Origin of the sequence: Micromonospora sp. NPDC048842 (assembly GCF_040649935.1) — a bacterium.
In the GTDB taxonomy this organism is placed as follows: domain Bacteria; phylum Actinomycetota; class Actinomycetes; order Mycobacteriales; family Micromonosporaceae; genus Micromonospora; species Micromonospora hortensis.
This window is the reverse complement of record NZ_JBEZGK010000002.1, coordinates 1-15,282: the sequence shown is the minus strand read 5'-3', so window position 1 is coordinate 15,282 and position 15,282 is coordinate 1. Positions and strand designations below refer to the sequence as shown.

The window sequence follows — 15,282 nt, the reverse complement described above, 5'->3', positions numbered from 1 at the left end:
GCGGCTCAGAGCCGGAGCCCGAGCGTCAGAGCCAGACCACGAGCCCGGTCAGGTCGTTGAGGACGGCGGCCACGCCCGCCCGGATGGCAGCGGCGCAACGGTCCGCGGTGAACGAGTTCGGGTCGTACGTCGAGGACATTCCGAGCCCCTCGCCCCGGAACGACGCGCCGTCCCAGTCGACAGCCGTGACGTTGTGGGTGGGCTCGGCGAGTTCCGCACCGATCACGAGGAACTTCTCGTCCAGGTGGTTCGGGGTGACAAGCGCGAGCCCGTCGATGAGGTCGTTGCCCGCGCTGACGATGAGGTCCGGGCCCATCTCCATCGCCGTGGCGATGCTGGCAACGGTGTCGTGCGCATTGCCGACGACTGTGGTCCTCAAGTCGACGTGCTCGTCGTCGGCCCACTCCTTCACCGCCGTCACGAGGGCCTTGGTCGGGTCGTCCGTACCGCTGGTCAACAGGACGACCCGGTAGCCCCTCGGCGGGTGGACGTCGGCCCACGAGCCGGGCCGCGGGGTGATGGTCGCCTCCGGCGCGGGCTTCGTGGAGGGGTCGACGAACCCCGGGCCGAGAGTGCCGATGGCGCTGGGCGCCGGACGTGGCTCGGACCAGTCGTCGCTGGAGTTGCAGGCGGTGACCAGCGCGGCGGTCGCGGCCAGCATGGCAACGGCCCGAAGCGGGGGGCGCAAGGTGATCGTCCTCCGGGTGGTGGCGGAAAGTGCGCGTACTTCCTCGTATTCCTATCTCAATTCCGGTCACCGGTAATCGGTGGGCGGTCGTTCGGGGAAGTTGTTCTCCGGCGGTTTATCGGTGTGCGGGTTGGTGTTCACCCACGCCCTGCAACGTGCACTGGCCAACCGAGGGAGTCGAATGTTAGGCCGCATCCGCCGTACCGTTATCGTCGCCGCTGTCGGTTTCGCCGCAGCGGTGGTTCCGTTTCTGGGCGCCGAACCGGCGTCCGCGCACGGTTTCTCGTCGACTGTGTACGCGAAAATTGCAGCAGGAGATGAGGGTCACATTCGGACCGGGGTGGAGCTCGAATACGACCTCCTCGTCGTGTCCGCCGCGGATGCCGGCGACGACGACCCGTTCTTCCAAGCGGGAACCGCCGCGTTCGAGGCGGGCGACACCGCCGCCCAGGCCGCCGCACTGAAGGGTCACGCGTCGGCGGTTCTCGGCTACGTCTCCGACCGGTTCTCGGTGAGTTCCCGGGGTGCGGCCTGCCGGCCGACCCAGGTGGGTGACGCGACGATCGGCGAGCGCGAGGGCGTGCCGTACGCGGACCTGCTGCTCGACTGGACTTGCCCGGAGCCTGTCGACGAGCACGTGGTGCGCAGCGGCCTCTTCCCTGATGGCGAGGGCTACGTCAAGGGCACGAAGACGATCGTCACCTACGAGATCGACGGCCGTTCGGGCAGTGCGGCGCTCGACGCCGCCAACCCGTCCTTCTCGACAGCGCAGGCCTGGTACGAGCGGTTCGGCGAGTTCTTCCTCCTGGGCGCCGAGCATCTGCTGACCGGGATCGACCACATCCTGTTCCTGCTGGCGCTCATCGCCGGGTCCCGGCGGCTTCGGGAGATCGTGCTCGCGGCCACCAGCTTCACACTGGCGCACTCGGTGACGTTCATGCTCGCCGCGCTCGGCCTGGTCGAGGTGCCGGGGGTGATCGTGGAGCCAATCATCGCGTTGTCGATCGCCGTCGTCGCCGGTTGGCACCTGTGGGGGATCTGGCGGCGTGGTGAGCACGCGGCCGACCTGGAGACGGCCGGGCGCGGCCACTTCAGCCTGGATCGGGCCGGTTGGATCCGCCTCGGCGTGGTGTTCTGCTTCGGCCTCGTGCACGGCCTTGGCTTCGCGGGCGCGCTGGGTATCGACGAGGCGTGGTCGTGGACCCTGCTGTGGTCGCTGCTGGTGTTCAACGTCGGCATCGAGGTCGTTCAGTTGACGATTATCGCTGTCGTCTTCCCGCTGCTGTTCGTGCTGCGCCGTCGTGCGCCGAAAGCCGGCCTCTGGGCGACCGGAGCTGTTTCCGCAGCCGTGTCCATTATGGGGTTGATCTGGTTTGTGCAGCGCGTTTCTGGATCATGAGTAGGGCTAAGTAGTTCGCGAAGTGCAGTCTTTCGCAAGATCACGTTCATGGTCGGTTCATCGAGCGGCGAAAGCGTGGAATTGCTTCCCCAGCGTCGGGTGAAGGCACAATCCATTTCTCTATTTGAAAAGGGAACAATGTCGATGACATTGAGCACCTCGACACGGGCCTCCGCGCTCGTGCGGCGGCGCCTGGTCGCCGGGGTCGCAGCCGGGTTCCTCGGTCTGGGCGCGGCCCTCGGCAGTGGCCTGATGGCCACCGCGAGCGCGGCCGAGTCCACCACGATCACCGGTGTGGTCCTCGGCGTCGGCGCCAACGAGACCCAGCGCATCGTGAGCTGGTACTCCTCCGCCGACACCGCGCAGAAGATCCAGCTCGCCCCGACCGCCGAGATCGTCAACGGCGAGTTCCCGGCCGGCGCGGTCAGCTTCGACGCCGTCGGTGCGGCGAACACCTCCACCGCCGGCTTCAACCGGCACGCCACGATCAGCAACCTGCGGGAGAAGACGGCGTACTCGTACCGGGTCGGCGCCGAGGGCAGCTGGTCCCCGGCGTACGCCTTCAAGACCCAGGACTTCGAGGGCGACTACGACTTCCTGTTCTTCGGCGACCCGCAGATCGGCTCCTCCGGTGACCGGCTGAAGGACCAGGCCGGCTGGGAGGACACCCTGAAGGTCGCCACCGCGGCCAACCCGAACGCCGAGCTGCTGGTCTCTGCCGGCGACCACGTCGAGAGCGCCAACGACGAGGGGCAGTGGACCTCGTTCCTGGCCCCCGACCAGCTGCGTCAGATCCCCCTCGTCGCCACCATCGGTAACCACGACGTCGGCGGCAAGTCGTACGAGCAGCACCACTTCACCCCGAACACCGACCGCTCGGCCCAGTACTACAACGGGGACCAGGCGACCCGGTCCGGCGGCGACTACTGGTTCATCCACAAGGATGTGCTGTTCATCGACCTGAACAGCAACAGCTACGTCAACCCGGCGGACGGCTCCGCCGGCGGCGACGCGGCGCACGTCGCGTACGTCACCGACGTCATCAACAAGCACGGCTCCGAGGCCAAGTGGAAGGTGCTGGTCTACCACCACTCCATCTACTCGCCGGCCAGCCACGCGACCGACACCGACAACAAGCAGCGGCGGGAGGACTTCACCACCGCGTTCTCCAACCTCGGTGTCGACATGGTCCTGCAGGGCCACGACCACAGCTACACCCGCAGCTACTCCATCAAGAACGGCCAGAAGGAGAACCCGGCGGAGAAGCCGGGCGCTGCCGACGTGTTCCCCGGCCCGGGTGGCGTCATCTACGTGACTGCCAACTCGGCCTCCGGCTCGAAGTACTACGACATCAAGAAGCCTGACAACACCGGCACCGGCATCCGTGGCAACGGCCCGGACCCGCTGGACGCGAACAAGTACTGGTACAACTCCGTGCAGAACCAGGAGCACGTGCGCAGCTACGTCAAGGTGCAGGTTCGCGGCGACAAGCTGGTTCTCGCGAACGTTCGCAGCGGCACCTGCGCGGCGCCGAACGCGGCCGTCGAGAAGGGCCTCTCCTGCGTCAACACCCCGGACGGTCAGCCGGTCGGCTCGATCGTCGACAACGTGACGGTGCACCCGTTCCACGGTGACGGCCAGGCCATCCAGGTCAACGTGCCGAACCCGGCTCCGGGCGAGTTCGGCTGGACGATCGACGGCTACAACGGTCTGGTCGACCTGGGTACCGCGCAGGAGCGCAACGGCACCTACTTCCAGGCCAACGGCAAGATCAACCCGATCCTCGTGTCGGACAGCCGCCGGTCGCTCGCCCCGTGGTCGATCTCGGCCAACGTCGGCGACTTCTCCGACGCCGACAAGAAGTTCGCCGGCTCCTACCTCGGCTGGAGCCCGTACGTGCTCGACGCCGGCGCGGGCGCCGAGGCCGGTGCCGCGGTCCTGTCGTCGCTCGACGACCAGGGCAAGGGCCTCTCGGTCTCCAGCGCGCTCGCCGCGGCCGCGCAGGGTCACCCGCGTGGCGGCGCCAAGCTCGGCGCTGACCTGGATCTGAAGATCCCGGACAGCATCGCGAAGGGCAGCTACCGCACCACCCTCACGATCACTGCCTTGAGCAGCTGACCGGACCGTTCCATTCGGCGGGGTAGGCACCTTCGGGGCCTACCCCGCCACCGGTTCACCCACCACCAAGATCACCACAAGGACTCGAGATGCAACCGTCCGTCACTCGCTGGAAGACCACGACCGCCGCACGCCTCCGTACGACAGCACTGTCCCTGCTCGCCGTCGTCGCGGCCGTCGGTGTCGGTGCCGGTCCCGCCCTGGCGGCGGACGGCAACGTCGCCTGGACGGTCCGGACGGCCTCCAACGGCTACGGCGAGGCCCGGTCCAGCTACAGCTACAACGTCAACCCGGGCGGTGCCGTCGAGGACGCCATGGTCGTGGCCAACCGCGGCCCGGCGCCGCTGACCCTCTCCGTGTACGCGGCCGACGGCTTCACCACCGACGCCGGCCAGCTCGACCTGCTCACCAAGGACAAGAAGTCGATCGCGATCGGCGCCTGGGTGAAGCCGAACGCCGGCAGCGTCGTGATCCAGCCCGGAAAGACCGCCCAGGTCCCCTTCACTGTCAGCGTTCCGGAGAACGCCACGCCCGGGGACTACGTGGGTGGCATCCTCACCACGCTGACCCAGGCCGACCAGGCTGAGGGGATCAACGTCGACCGGCGCCTCGGCATCCGGATCACGTTGCGGGTGGGCGGCGAGCTGAAGCCGAACCTCGCGATCGAGAACCTCGACGTCACGTACGCCGGGCCGACCAACCCGTTCAGCAAGGGTGACGCCACCATCACCTACAAGGTCCACAACGTCGGCAACGCGGCTCTGTCCGGTAAGCAGGCGGTGACCGTCTCCGGTCCGTTCGGCCTGCTGCGGGTGCGGGCCGAGGATGTCGCCGCGCCGCCGGAGCTGCTTCCGGGTGAGAGCTGGGACGTCACGGTGCCCGTACACGGGGTGGCTCCCGCCATCTCGCTGGCCGCGACCGCGACACTGACGCCCCTGCTCACCGACGCCTCGGGCTCCACCACCTCGCTCAAGCCGGTCCAGGTCACCGCGCACGGCTGGGCCCTGCCCTGGATGCTGGTGCTGGTGCTCGTCGTGCTGATCGCCGTGCTCGTCGGGGCGTACCTGTACCGACGCCGCAACCGGGCGCAGAGTAAGGCGCGCGAGGACGCCCGCGTACGCGACGCCGTCGAGCAGGCGCTTCGTGGCCCGGAGCCGCAGACCTCCTGATCGCGGCTCCGGTCACCTCGGCCGGCTTCGGTCGGCGGCGGCTCTCGCCCGCTGGGTCAGGCCGATCGCGAACGCGATCACGGCGATCACCAGCACCGCCGCCGGCACGGATGCCCAGGTCGGGGCCGTACGCAGCACCAGAGTGCCGAGCAAGGCGCCGACCACCAGCCCCGCCAGCCGGCCGACACCACCCACGTCGGCGAACCGGTGCGGGTCGACGACGCGACGCCGGACCAACTCGGTCAGCGAGCCGGTCAGGTAGGTGGTCGACGCACCTCGTACGCCGGCGGCCACGGTGATCACGCTCTGGATGCCGCTCGACACGGCCGCCATCGCCAGCAGCACGAGCCCGAAGCCGTACCCGGGACGTGCCGAGCAGGCGAACCAGCCCGCAGTGAAGCCGAGCAGCAGCACCGCCTCGGCCGACGTCACCACAGCGGTACGCCGGTTCCAACCCGGCGGGGTGTGGCGCAACGGCACAGTGGCAGCGGCCACGCCCACCGCGTACCCGCCAACCGCCACCACCGCCCCCGCGAACGAGCGGGTGTCGGAGGTGGCGAGCGCGTGGCCGAAGTGCACCAGGTTGCCGGTGATCACGCTGGCGAAGTAGCCGTTGAGCTTGGTCAGACAGATCACGTCGAGGAAGCCGGAGGCAGTGGCCAGCGCCACCAGGAGCCAGGCCGTGGCCCGCGTCGACGGAGCGTGCACGATGCCCTTCCTGTTGGTCCCGCGGCCAGCGCGACGCGCCCGGTCCTCCACGTCGAACGTGCTCGCGCTCGCGCCCGACGCGGTACGCGGACATTCCCGTGCCCGCCCGGGCTATGCCCGGCCAGGGACACCGAGCGCGGGCGTTCGTCCTTGTGGGTGAACGACGCTCAGCTCCGGACCACGCCCGTTCCCGAGCCGGCATGCTGCGACGGTGACGCCGGCACGGAGAGGGAATCCACATGGTTGACGGGGATGTGCCAGAGCGGATGCAGGCCGCGGCCTTCGACGAGTTCGGCGGGCCGGAGGTGATCACCCTGCGGAAGCTGCCGATCCCGCAGGTCGCCGACGACGAAGTGCTGATCAAGGTCTTGAGCGCCGGTGTCGGGGTGTGGGACGCGTACGAGCGCGAGGGTGTGCTGGTGCCGGAGGGCTCGGCGCTCCCGATAGTGCCCGGCTCCGACGGTGCCGGAACCGTCATCGCGGCCGGCAGCAAGGTGTCCGGCCTGGCTGTGGGTGACCTGGTCTACGTCTCCGCCACCAGTCGGCCGAAGGGCGGCTTCTACGCCGAGTACGCGTCGGTCAAGGCGGAGTACGTGGCGAAGGTGCCCGACGGTGTGCCCGCCGAGCACGCCGGTGCCATGCCCACCGACGCGCTGACCGCGCTGGCCGGGCTCGACGCGATCAGCCTGTCGGCCGGCGCCTGGTTGCTGATCTTCGGTGCGAGCGGCGGTCAGGGCCACCTGGCCGTGCAGTTGGCGAAGCGGCAGGGGCTGAACGTGATCGCCGTGGCGTCCGGGGCGGACGGCGTCGCGCTGGTGACCCGGCTCGGCGCCGACGTGTCCCTCGATGGCCACGGCGACATGACCGACGTGCTGGCCCGGATCCGGGACGCGGCACCGGGCGGGGTGAACGCCATCCTGGCGATGGCCGGCGGCGCGACGCTGGACCGGCTCACCGAGGCGCTGGCCGACGGCGGGGTTGTCGCGTTCGCTCACGGGGTGCAGCCGGAGCCACAGGAACGGCCCGGCGTCATGGTCCGCGCGTACGACGGCGAATCGAGCCCTCGACAGTTGCGGCGCCTCAACGAACTCATCGCCGCCGGGCCGTTCGTGGTGCACGTCGCGGAGAAGTTCCCGCTGGGAAAGGTGCGGGACGCGCACCAACGCCTACAGACGTCCTACTCCGGCAAGCTCCTGCTGACGGTCGCCTGAGACGTCAGGGCGTGCGCTGTTGCGGCACGCGTACCGACGCCATGCCGGCCGCCGTCGCGGCCTGGATGCCAAGGTCGGTGTCCTCGAAGACCAGGCAGGACTCCGGGGGTACGCCGAGCTGCTCCGCCGCGAGCAGGAACGCCTCCGGGTCCGGCTTGGCCCGGGTGTAGTCGTCGGCGCAGACCAGCACGTCGAACCGGTCCAGCAGGCCGAGCGCGTCCAGGGAGGCGGTGACCGACGCGCGGGTGCTGCCGGAGACGACGGCGAACGGGACCCGCCGGTGCGCGTCGTGGATGTGCGCCAGCACCTCGGGCACGGCGGCGAGCTGCGGCAGCAACTCCTGGTAGTAGCTCTCCCGGCGCTCGACGACGGCCGCCACCGGCATGGCAAGACCCTGCTGCTCGTTCAGCGCGACGATGATGTCGGCGGTGGGCCGCCCACCCCAGGCGTAGAAGAGGTCCTCGGGGAACTCGCAGCCCCACTCCTCAAGGGCCCGCTGCCAGGCCAGGTAGTGCAGCGGCATCGAGTCGACGATGGTGCCGTCGCAGTCGAACAGGTACGCGGCGAACGGCCCGGGAGGCAGAGGCAGACTCACCCGGGAAGGGTACAGCTCACTCGGTCGTGACGGCTCTCAACTGACTGAGCAGGTACGCGCGCTCCGGTTCGGTGCCGACAAGCGTCAACGCGCTGCGGTACGCGGCTGCGGCCTCGTCGTACCGGCCGAGCCGGCGCAGCAGGTCGGCCCGCGCCGCCGGGTAGGGGTGGTAGCCGCGCAGCAGAGGCTCGTCGGCCAACTCGTCGAGCAGCGCGAGCCCGGCCGCCGGCCCGTCCCGCATGGCGACCGCGGCGGCCCGGTTGAGCGCCACGATCGGTGAGGGCACCAGGCCGAGCAGCACGTCGTAGAGGGCCACCACCTGTGGCCAGTCGGTGCTGGCCACGTCGGCGGCCTCGTCGTGCAGCGCGGCGATGGCGGCCTGTACGCCGTACGGGCCGGGCGCTCGGCCGGTGAGCGCGACCACCACCAGGCCCTGCCCCTCCTCGATCATCTGGCGGTCCCAGCGTCCACGGTCCTGGTCGTCGAGAAGGATCATGGCGCCGTCCGGCCCGGTACGCGCGTCCCGTCGGGCGTGGACCAGCAGCATCAGGCCGAGCAGCCCGGCGACCTCCCGCTCGGCCGGCAGCAGCCGACGCAGGATCCGGCCCAGCCGGATGGCCTCCTCGGCCAGGTCGATCCGTTGCAGATGGGGGCCGGAGCTGGCCGCGTACCCCTCGGTGAAGACCGAGTAGACGGCCTGGAGCACGGTGGGCAGACGACCGGGCAGCTCGTCGGGTCCCGGCACCCGGAACGGGATGCGTGCGTCGCGGATCTTCCGTTTGGCGCGGACGAGTCGTTGGGCCATGGTGGCGGGCGGCACCAGGAAGGCCCGCGCGACCTCGGTGGTGGTGAGTCCGGCCAGGAACCGCAGGGTGAGTGCGCCGCGATCCGGCGCGGCCAGCGCCGGGTGCGCACAGGTGAAGAAGAGCGCCAACCGGTCGTCGGGCAGGTCGCGGTCAGCGTCGGCGGGCGGCGCGTGATCAGCCCGCTCGGCTTCCGCCTGCAGTACCGCGAGCCGGGTCGCCAGCACCCGGTCCCGACGCAGCCGGTCCACTGCCCGACGTCGAGCCGTGGTGAGCAGCCAGGCACCCGGCCGGCTCGGGACGCCGTCGGTCGGCCAGTGCGTCAGCGCCGCCTCGATGGCCTCGGAGGTGACCTCCTCGGCCAGGTCGAGGTCACCGAAGCGGCGCACGAGCGAGGCGAGCAGTCGGCCGCGTTCCTCCCGGAACACCGCCTCCACCGACGACCCGATGGCCGCCCCCTCGGCCGGCACTGTCACTCCTGCATGTCGAGCTCGAAGATCGGACGGACCTGGACCGATCCGGTGCCGATGGCCCCGGGGCTGCGGGCCGCCCAGTCCAGCGCGGCGTCGAGGTCCGGCACGTCGATGACGTCGTACCCGCCGAGCAGCTCACGGGTCTCGGCGAACGGCCCGTCGGTGATCGTGCGCTCGCCGTCCGCTTTGACCTGCACCGTGGTGCAGGTGGTCAGGTCCTGCAGGGGGTGCCCGGAGACCCAGACCCCGGCGTCCTTCATCTCTCTGTCGTAGCGGATCCAGTCCTCGAAGCTGCACCCGTTGTCGACGACTTCCCCGTCAACCATGGGGCTCATGAACAGCAGCATGTACTTCACGTTTCGGCTCCTCTCGGTGCGGCGGGTCGCCGTACAGCATGACGACGAACGCGGGCCGGGGATATCGACACGACGCGGCAGGTTTTTCGCGACCGAGCTGTCCGACTGTGCTCACGGGAGGCGTCGCTGTGCCGACTCGGGTCGTTCGTCGCGTCGGTCCATCCGTCGTTCGAACCAGGTCACCCCGATCAGGAAGGCGGTCAGCACTGTGAGCGCCACCAGTGGCGGCAGGGATCGGCCGATCGGCAGCAGGGCCAGCGGCAGCAGCGCGGCGACGACCTGCGCCGGGTACACCGCGCCAACTGTCAGCCGGCGGAACACCAACCTGCTGAGCAGGTAGAGGCCGGCGCCGCCGTAGAGCGCGGTGGTGGCCTCCCAGCCCAGCCGGTCGGGGTGTGCCGACTCCTCGGTGAGCTGGGCGATCACCTCCTCGATGCCGAGCGCGACGTAGATGGCGCCGATGATCAGCGTGGAGTGCCCCAGGCCGTACGCGTCGCCGGCCACGCGGGCCCGTCGCTCACCCGGCACGTTGCCGACGGCTTCCCGAGCGGCGGACGCCAGCCGGTCGAAGTAGAGCCACCACAGGCAGACCGTGCAGGTGAGGCCGAGCAGTGCGGCCAGTAGGGCGGAGCCGACCGGTGCCGTCGCCCTCGGGCCCGCGCCAGCAGAGATCAGGGACTCTCCCAGCGCGATGATGAGCACCAGGCCGAACCGCTCGCTGAAGTGGTCCACGCTGCGCAGTTGCCACGGCCGAAAGGTGGACGCGATCCGGGCGCCGCCGATGTTCAGCAAGAAGGCCACCGTCCAGAGCGCCGTCTGGGCCGCACCGCCGAGCAGGGCACCGATGATGAGCGGGACCCAGCCCAGCACCACCGGCACTGTGAAGAACCGCAGCGTCGACCGCAGTGGGGGGTTCGTCGCGCTCGCCCAGTAGAGGATCACGAGCTGCACGGCCCGGCCGACCACGTAGGCCAGGGCGAGGGTCAGCGGCGCGTCGAACAGCTCCGGGCTCTGTTTCCAGGCGTCCGGCAACACCAACGCGGCCACGAAGATCGCCGCCATCGCGACAAGGGTGACAGCGCGGACCGGGCCGACGTCCGGCCGGACCAGGTTTCCCACCCAGATGTACGGCGACCAGGAGTACAACAGCAGGAGCAGCAGGAGAAGCCCCTGGGCCAGGGTGAGCGCGCTCGGCGACCCCGCCATGAACGTGATGACCCGGGTGAGCGCGAAGACGAAGACCAGGTCGAAGAAGATCTCGAACATCGTGGTCCGGTGCGTCAGCCCCGCCGGCACCGGACGAACGTCGAGAATCCTCCTCACCCTCGCATTCTGCGCCATAAGGGTCGACGGTTCATCCGGTCTACTCGCCCGGCGTCGCTCCGAAGAGCAGGAAGAACCGCTCAGCCGCCGCCTTGTCGCCCTGCACGTCGATGTCGCCCACCGAAACCGCCGATCGCAGCGGCGTGCCGCCGAACATCAGGTCCCGCAGTGCTCTGACAGTGCCTGTGACAGTGACGTCGACGGGGCCCGACCGACCGCGGGCCACGCGTATCCCACTCGGAGAGACCGCCACCTCGAAGGCGTCGGTGCCCACCTGCAACCGGAGTCGGGCGGTCACCGGCTCGCCGGCCGGTGGCCGATAGAGGGCCTTGAGCAACAGCATGAACGCGTCGGTGCTCATCTCGACGTCCGGCTCCGCGGGCAGGCCGGCCCCCCACCGCGACAACTCGATCAGTGTCGGCTCCAGTTGCTGGCCGCGCTCGGTCAGCTCGTACGCGTGCACGCTTGCCGGCGGCCCGAGCTGCACCCGCCGGACGATGCCGGACTGCTCCAGCTCCCGCAGTCGCTGGCTGAGCACGTTTTGGCTGGCCTTCGGCAGGCCGGCCCGCAGATCGCCGAAACGCTTCGGGCCGAACACCAACTCTCGAACAATCAACAGAGCCCAGCGCTCGCCGACGATGTCCATCGTGCGCGCCGCCCCGCAGGCGTCCTGGTAAGTCCGCTGAGTCACACGGCCATCGTAGTCGGCGTCCACCGAACGGTGCTAACGTCGAACCGTCTAGTCCTAACTTAGGAGTAAGCGATGGATGCACTGCTTGCCAAGGTCATCGAGCGCCACGGCGGCCTCGATCGCTGGAACACCGCATCGACCCTCACCACCCGGCTCACCTACGGCGGCCCGTTCTGGGCGTTCAAGGGCCGTCCCGACTTCGACAGCACCGAACTTGTCGAGGCCGATCTGCACCGGGAACGGATCCGCCACGTCCAGGAGGGCACCGGCCAGGTCACCGAGTACGACGGCGACACCGACCGGGTCACCGTCACCGCAGCGGACGGCAGCCTGATCGACGAGTTGACGAATCCTCGGGCCAGCTTTGCCGGCTACACCGGGGAGAGCCAGTGGACGCTCGCCCAGGCGGCCTACTTCCGTGGCTACGCCACCTGGCACTACCTCGTCGAGCCGTTCCTGTTCACCTGGCCGGGTATCGAGGCGCACGAGATCGAGCCGTGGACGGAGGACGGCGAGTCGTGGCGCGTGCTGCGCGTCACGTACCCCGAGAGCGTGCACACCCACAGCGACACCCAGCTGTACTACTTCGACGACAACGGGCTGCTGCGGCGCATGGACTACCAGCCGGTGGTCAACGGCTCCTCCCGGGTCGCGCACTACGTCAGCGGATCAACCGAGGTCGACGGGCTGGTCGTGCCGACGCGACGCCGAATCCACATCCGCCAGGAGGACCGCACCCCGGACCTCTCCTGGACGCCGATCACTCTGGACCTGGCTGACGTCCGGATCCGCTGAGACCCCGATGGTGTCGCAGCGGACCCGGCGCCACATCGCCGACCGGACGCCCCGGCCTCAGGTCGAGGCGTCCGTCCGGCGCCGGCTCCGCTCAGCTCGCCGCCGCACCTGCTGGTACGCGCTGGTCAGCCCCATCGCCCGGCGTACCTCGAGCACCGTCTGGCGTACCTCCTGGCGGGTTCGTTCCGTACCCTCGACGATCAGTCGGTCGACCAGGCCACGGTCGGCTTCGATCTCGGCCCGGCGCTGCCGGATCGGCGCCAGGAACCCGTCCAGCGCGGCGATCAGCCGTTCCTTGACCTCCACGTCACCCACCCGCCCGGCCCGGTACCGCCGGGCCAGGTCGGTCACCTCGTCGCGGTCCGGATTGAAGACCTCGTGGTACGCGAACACCGGGTTGCCTTCCACGGTGCCCGGCACGTCGGCCCGCACCCGGTTCGGGTCGGTGTACATGCCGAGCACCTTGCGACGCACCGTCGCCGGGTCGTCGGAGAGCGCTATCGCGTTGCCCCGGCTCTTGCTCATCTTGGCCGCGCCGTCGGTCCCCACCAGGCTCGGTGTGTCAGCCGGGATCAACTCGGGCACCGGGAAGACCGGGCCGTACAGGTGGTTGAACCGCCGGGCTATCTCCCTGGTCACCTCGACGTGTGCGGCGTTGTCCCGGCCGACCGGAACCACCTCACCCTTCACGCAGAGGATGTCCGCGGCCTGGAGCACCGGGTAACCCAGCAGCCCGTACGGCATCTCCTCCTTGCCGGCGTCGCGGGCCATGTCCTTGAGCGAGGGCACCCGCTCCAGCCGGGGGACGGTCACCAGGTTCTGGAGGAGGGTGTTGAGGTCGCCGACCTCGGGGATGGCCGACTGGAGATAGAACGTGGCCCGGTCCGGGTCGACGCCGGCGGCGAGGATGTCGGTCACCATCTCGCGGGCGTTGCCGGCAACCTGGTCGATGTCCTCCCGACGGTTGCGGGTGGTGAGCATGTGCAGGTCGGCGATGATGAAGAAGCTCTCGTAGCGTCGGTGCAGCCGTACCCGGTTGGCGATGCTACCGACGTAGTGGCCGAGGTGCAGGCGGCCGGTGGGCCGGTCGCCGGTGAGCATTCGTGCGACGGACATGGTGGTGCCTCTCGTTCCGTTGGTGGGTCACGCGTGGGCGCGCGCCGAGCAGGGCTGGCTCAGCCCTGCTCGGTCAGCGGGATCGACTCAGCGAGTCGCCCGCCATCGCGCGCCGGCGCGAAACCGCAGACCACCGGCACGGAGGACGTTCAGAAGTTGCTCACGGCCATCGCCGAAACTGGTCGGGATCTCGGGCACGGCACCGGGGAAGCGGCCGTCGACCAGCTCGACCGCCTCGGATGCGCAGTTGCCCGTCCGGACCACGGCCTCAGATTACCCGCGGGATGGCGCCGGGAGGGGGGAGGTAGCTGTCGGCGTAGTAGGCGCCGACGCGTTCGCGATACTCCTGGTCGGCCGAAACCGGATCGAACGGTGGCGCGTCCTTGATCTGCTGGCGGGTCCGGTCGACGTGCACGACGCGTTCCTGGTGATCCACCCGGTCGACCGTCCCGGCCGGCAGCAACACCTTCTGGCCGAAGATCCACGGCCCGGTGTCCACCACCAGGTGCCCGGCGTCCGCCTCGTCGCTCGCCTCGTCGATGGTGCCGATCCGCCCGTCGCTCGCCTGCACCTGATAACCCACCAGGTCGACGGGAGTACCCGGGCCGGGGGCGTCCGGGCCGTCGTGCCCACCCTCCTGACCCTCCGGAGGGGTGACCGAGGGGGTGGTCTGCGTGTACCCGCCGGCCAAGGCGGACGGATCACGCCAGGCCCAGGGGTTGAAGATCGAGGGTTGCACGGGGCACCTCCAAGGGACGGTCCTCAGCTGTCCCCCTTCGCAGTGCCCATCCCGCTGCCGCCGGAAACGGCCTGCGCTCTACCCGGAGGCGCTCCTGCCGAGGTGTGGGGCGGTCCGCCCGGCGTTCGTGCCGCCGCGGGTTCCGCGGTGCCGATGGTCGGCGCGGGCCCGGTGACCAGGTGCGCTGGCATACTCGGCTGCCATGGTGCTGTCGCGAGGGTGGAGTCTCTTCCTGGTCGGAGTCGGCGTCTGGACCTGGGTGATCTGGCCGAGGTTCGCGGTGGCCATCTGGCAGGACCCGCGGTCCTGGGCGTCCGGCACGGTGGCCGACGGCGCAGCCACCAGCTTCCTGTGGGTGCACGCTCTCCTGATCGCCGCGTCCCTGGCAATCGGCACCACCGCCGGCGTTCTCGGCGTCCGGGGCTGGCTCGCCGCCCGGCGGCGGCAGCCGTCCTGATCGCCGCCGCTTCTGCGGGCCAGGCCGGCCTGGCGCGATGGTCGCCGAGCGCCCGTTGCCGACGACACGGCTCTGACCTGGGGAAACTGCTCAGACGAGCGAATGTGACGCGCGCCGCTACCCGTGGATTTGACGATCAAACCCGCAGACGCGTAACTTTCTCTCTGCCAGCGCGGAACGGGGCAAACGGGACGAAGGTCCTAGAGCGCCGAAACGGGATGGCAACCGGGTCGAGCAGGGGTTCGCTCCTGCGAGACGCGGTCCGGGCGGGGCTCGCCGGATCGGCCGCGAGGCGGATTTGGTGCGGCGAAGCCGACCGGGTAAGGTTCACGACCGGCAGGGAACCGGGCGAGACTGCGGGAAACCGCAGCGGCCGGTCTGCTGAATCCGACGACCTGACGCAGCGGTTCGCTGCTGCGTGAGTGCGCCGGCGCTGACCCGTACGAAGCATGACAGACCGGGACACACGGTTTGACACGGCGAAGACGGTGAGGTAACGTAGTAAAAGTGCCCGGCGCGAGAGCGGCGGGGACACGGTACGAAAAGCCCCGGTTGGGGTTCCACTGTGGTGGGGCTTCTGGTCGGTGTGTGGTTGTTCTTTGAGAACTCAACAGGGTGCTTGTAAAGCCAGTGCCAATTAT

15 protein-coding genes are annotated in these 15,282 nt (G+C 69.7%); 6 read left to right on the top strand and 9 right to left on the bottom strand.

The window, feature by feature from the left end:
• Window positions 1-25: 25 nt before the first annotated feature.
• On the bottom strand, window positions 26-688 hold the full coding sequence (locus tag AB0C19_RS02545) for a hypothetical protein (protein WP_357178321.1): 663 nt from the start codon (window positions 686-688) through the stop codon (window positions 26-28).
• 133 nt (window positions 689-821) lie between these two features.
• On the opposite strand from AB0C19_RS02545, the gene AB0C19_RS02540 reads away from it, so the two are divergent.
• The 3 genes from AB0C19_RS02540 (at window position 822) to AB0C19_RS02530 (ending at window position 5,374) form a co-directional block, all read left to right on the top strand.
• The gene (locus AB0C19_RS02540; RefSeq protein ID WP_357178318.1) at window positions 822-2,087 is read left to right on the top strand and encodes a HupE/UreJ family protein; all 1,266 of its coding nucleotides are present in this window, start codon (window positions 822-824) and stop codon (window positions 2,085-2,087) included.
• A 144-nt stretch (window positions 2,088-2,231) separates the two neighbouring features.
• Entirely contained in the window at window positions 2,232-4,205 is a 1,974-nt protein-coding gene (locus AB0C19_RS02535) for an FN3 domain-containing metallophosphoesterase family protein (RefSeq protein WP_357178315.1), read from the top strand.
• A gap of 89 nt (window positions 4,206-4,294) precedes the next feature.
• Window positions 4,295-5,374: a DUF916 domain-containing protein gene (locus AB0C19_RS02530; RefSeq protein WP_357178313.1), complete on the top strand. Its 1,080-nt coding sequence runs from the start codon at window positions 4,295-4,297 to the stop codon at window positions 5,372-5,374.
• 12 nt (window positions 5,375-5,386) lie between these two features.
• On the opposite strand, the gene AB0C19_RS02525 is transcribed toward AB0C19_RS02530, so the two are convergent.
• Window positions 5,387-6,082 carry a YoaK family protein gene (locus tag AB0C19_RS02525; RefSeq protein WP_357178310.1) on the bottom strand — a complete coding sequence of 232 codons (696 nt, stop codon included), beginning with the start codon at window positions 6,080-6,082 and terminating at the stop codon, window positions 5,387-5,389.
• Between the two features lie 239 nt (window positions 6,083-6,321).
• On the opposite strand from AB0C19_RS02525, the gene AB0C19_RS02520 reads away from it, so the two are divergent.
• Entirely contained in the window at window positions 6,322-7,293 is a 972-nt protein-coding gene (locus AB0C19_RS02520; RefSeq protein WP_357178307.1) for an NADP-dependent oxidoreductase, read from the top strand.
• 4 nt (window positions 7,294-7,297) lie between these two features.
• Here AB0C19_RS02520 and AB0C19_RS02515 read toward each other — a convergent pair whose 3' ends face one another.
• From AB0C19_RS02515 to AB0C19_RS02495, 5 genes are all read right to left on the bottom strand, one after another.
• Window positions 7,298-7,888, bottom strand: a complete 591-nt coding sequence (locus AB0C19_RS02515; RefSeq protein ID WP_112675211.1) for an HAD-IA family hydrolase — start codon at window positions 7,886-7,888, stop codon at window positions 7,298-7,300.
• Window positions 7,889-7,904: 16 nt separating this feature from the next.
• A complete protein-coding gene (locus AB0C19_RS02510; protein ID WP_357178303.1) occupies window positions 7,905-9,161 on the bottom strand; it encodes a sigma-70 family RNA polymerase sigma factor in 1,257 nt (418 codons plus the stop codon).
• 2 nt (window positions 9,162-9,163) lie between these two features.
• Window positions 9,164-9,511: a YciI family protein gene (locus AB0C19_RS02505; RefSeq protein ID WP_357179455.1), complete on the bottom strand. Its 348-nt coding sequence runs from the start codon at window positions 9,509-9,511 to the stop codon at window positions 9,164-9,166.
• Between the two features lie 120 nt (window positions 9,512-9,631).
• A complete protein-coding gene (locus AB0C19_RS02500) occupies window positions 9,632-10,843 on the bottom strand; it encodes a low temperature requirement protein A (protein ID WP_357178300.1) in 1,212 nt (403 codons plus the stop codon).
• A gap of 40 nt (window positions 10,844-10,883) precedes the next feature.
• Entirely contained in the window at window positions 10,884-11,534 is a 651-nt protein-coding gene (locus AB0C19_RS02495) for a winged helix-turn-helix transcriptional regulator (RefSeq protein WP_357178297.1), read from the bottom strand.
• Window positions 11,535-11,606: 72 nt separating this feature from the next.
• Between AB0C19_RS02495 and AB0C19_RS02490 the strand changes: the two genes are divergently transcribed.
• Window positions 11,607-12,329, top strand: coding sequence for a hypothetical protein (locus AB0C19_RS02490; RefSeq protein ID WP_357178294.1), 723 nt, complete (start codon window positions 11,607-11,609; stop codon window positions 12,327-12,329).
• Window positions 12,330-12,386: 57 nt separating this feature from the next.
• Here the strand turns inward: AB0C19_RS02490 and trpS are convergent, their stop codons facing one another.
• Window positions 12,387-13,445, bottom strand: a complete 1,059-nt coding sequence (gene trpS / locus AB0C19_RS02485; protein WP_357178291.1) for a tryptophan--tRNA ligase — start codon at window positions 13,443-13,445, stop codon at window positions 12,387-12,389.
• 268 nt (window positions 13,446-13,713) lie between these two features.
• On the bottom strand, window positions 13,714-14,184 hold the full coding sequence (locus tag AB0C19_RS02480) for a PRC-barrel domain-containing protein (protein ID WP_357178288.1): 471 nt from the start codon (window positions 14,182-14,184) through the stop codon (window positions 13,714-13,716).
• A 202-nt stretch (window positions 14,185-14,386) separates the two neighbouring features.
• On the opposite strand from AB0C19_RS02480, the gene AB0C19_RS02475 reads away from it, so the two are divergent.
• Window positions 14,387-14,641 carry a hypothetical protein gene (locus AB0C19_RS02475; RefSeq protein ID WP_357178285.1) on the top strand — a complete coding sequence of 85 codons (255 nt, stop codon included), beginning with the start codon at window positions 14,387-14,389 and terminating at the stop codon, window positions 14,639-14,641.
• Window positions 14,642-15,282: the final 641 nt, after the last annotated feature.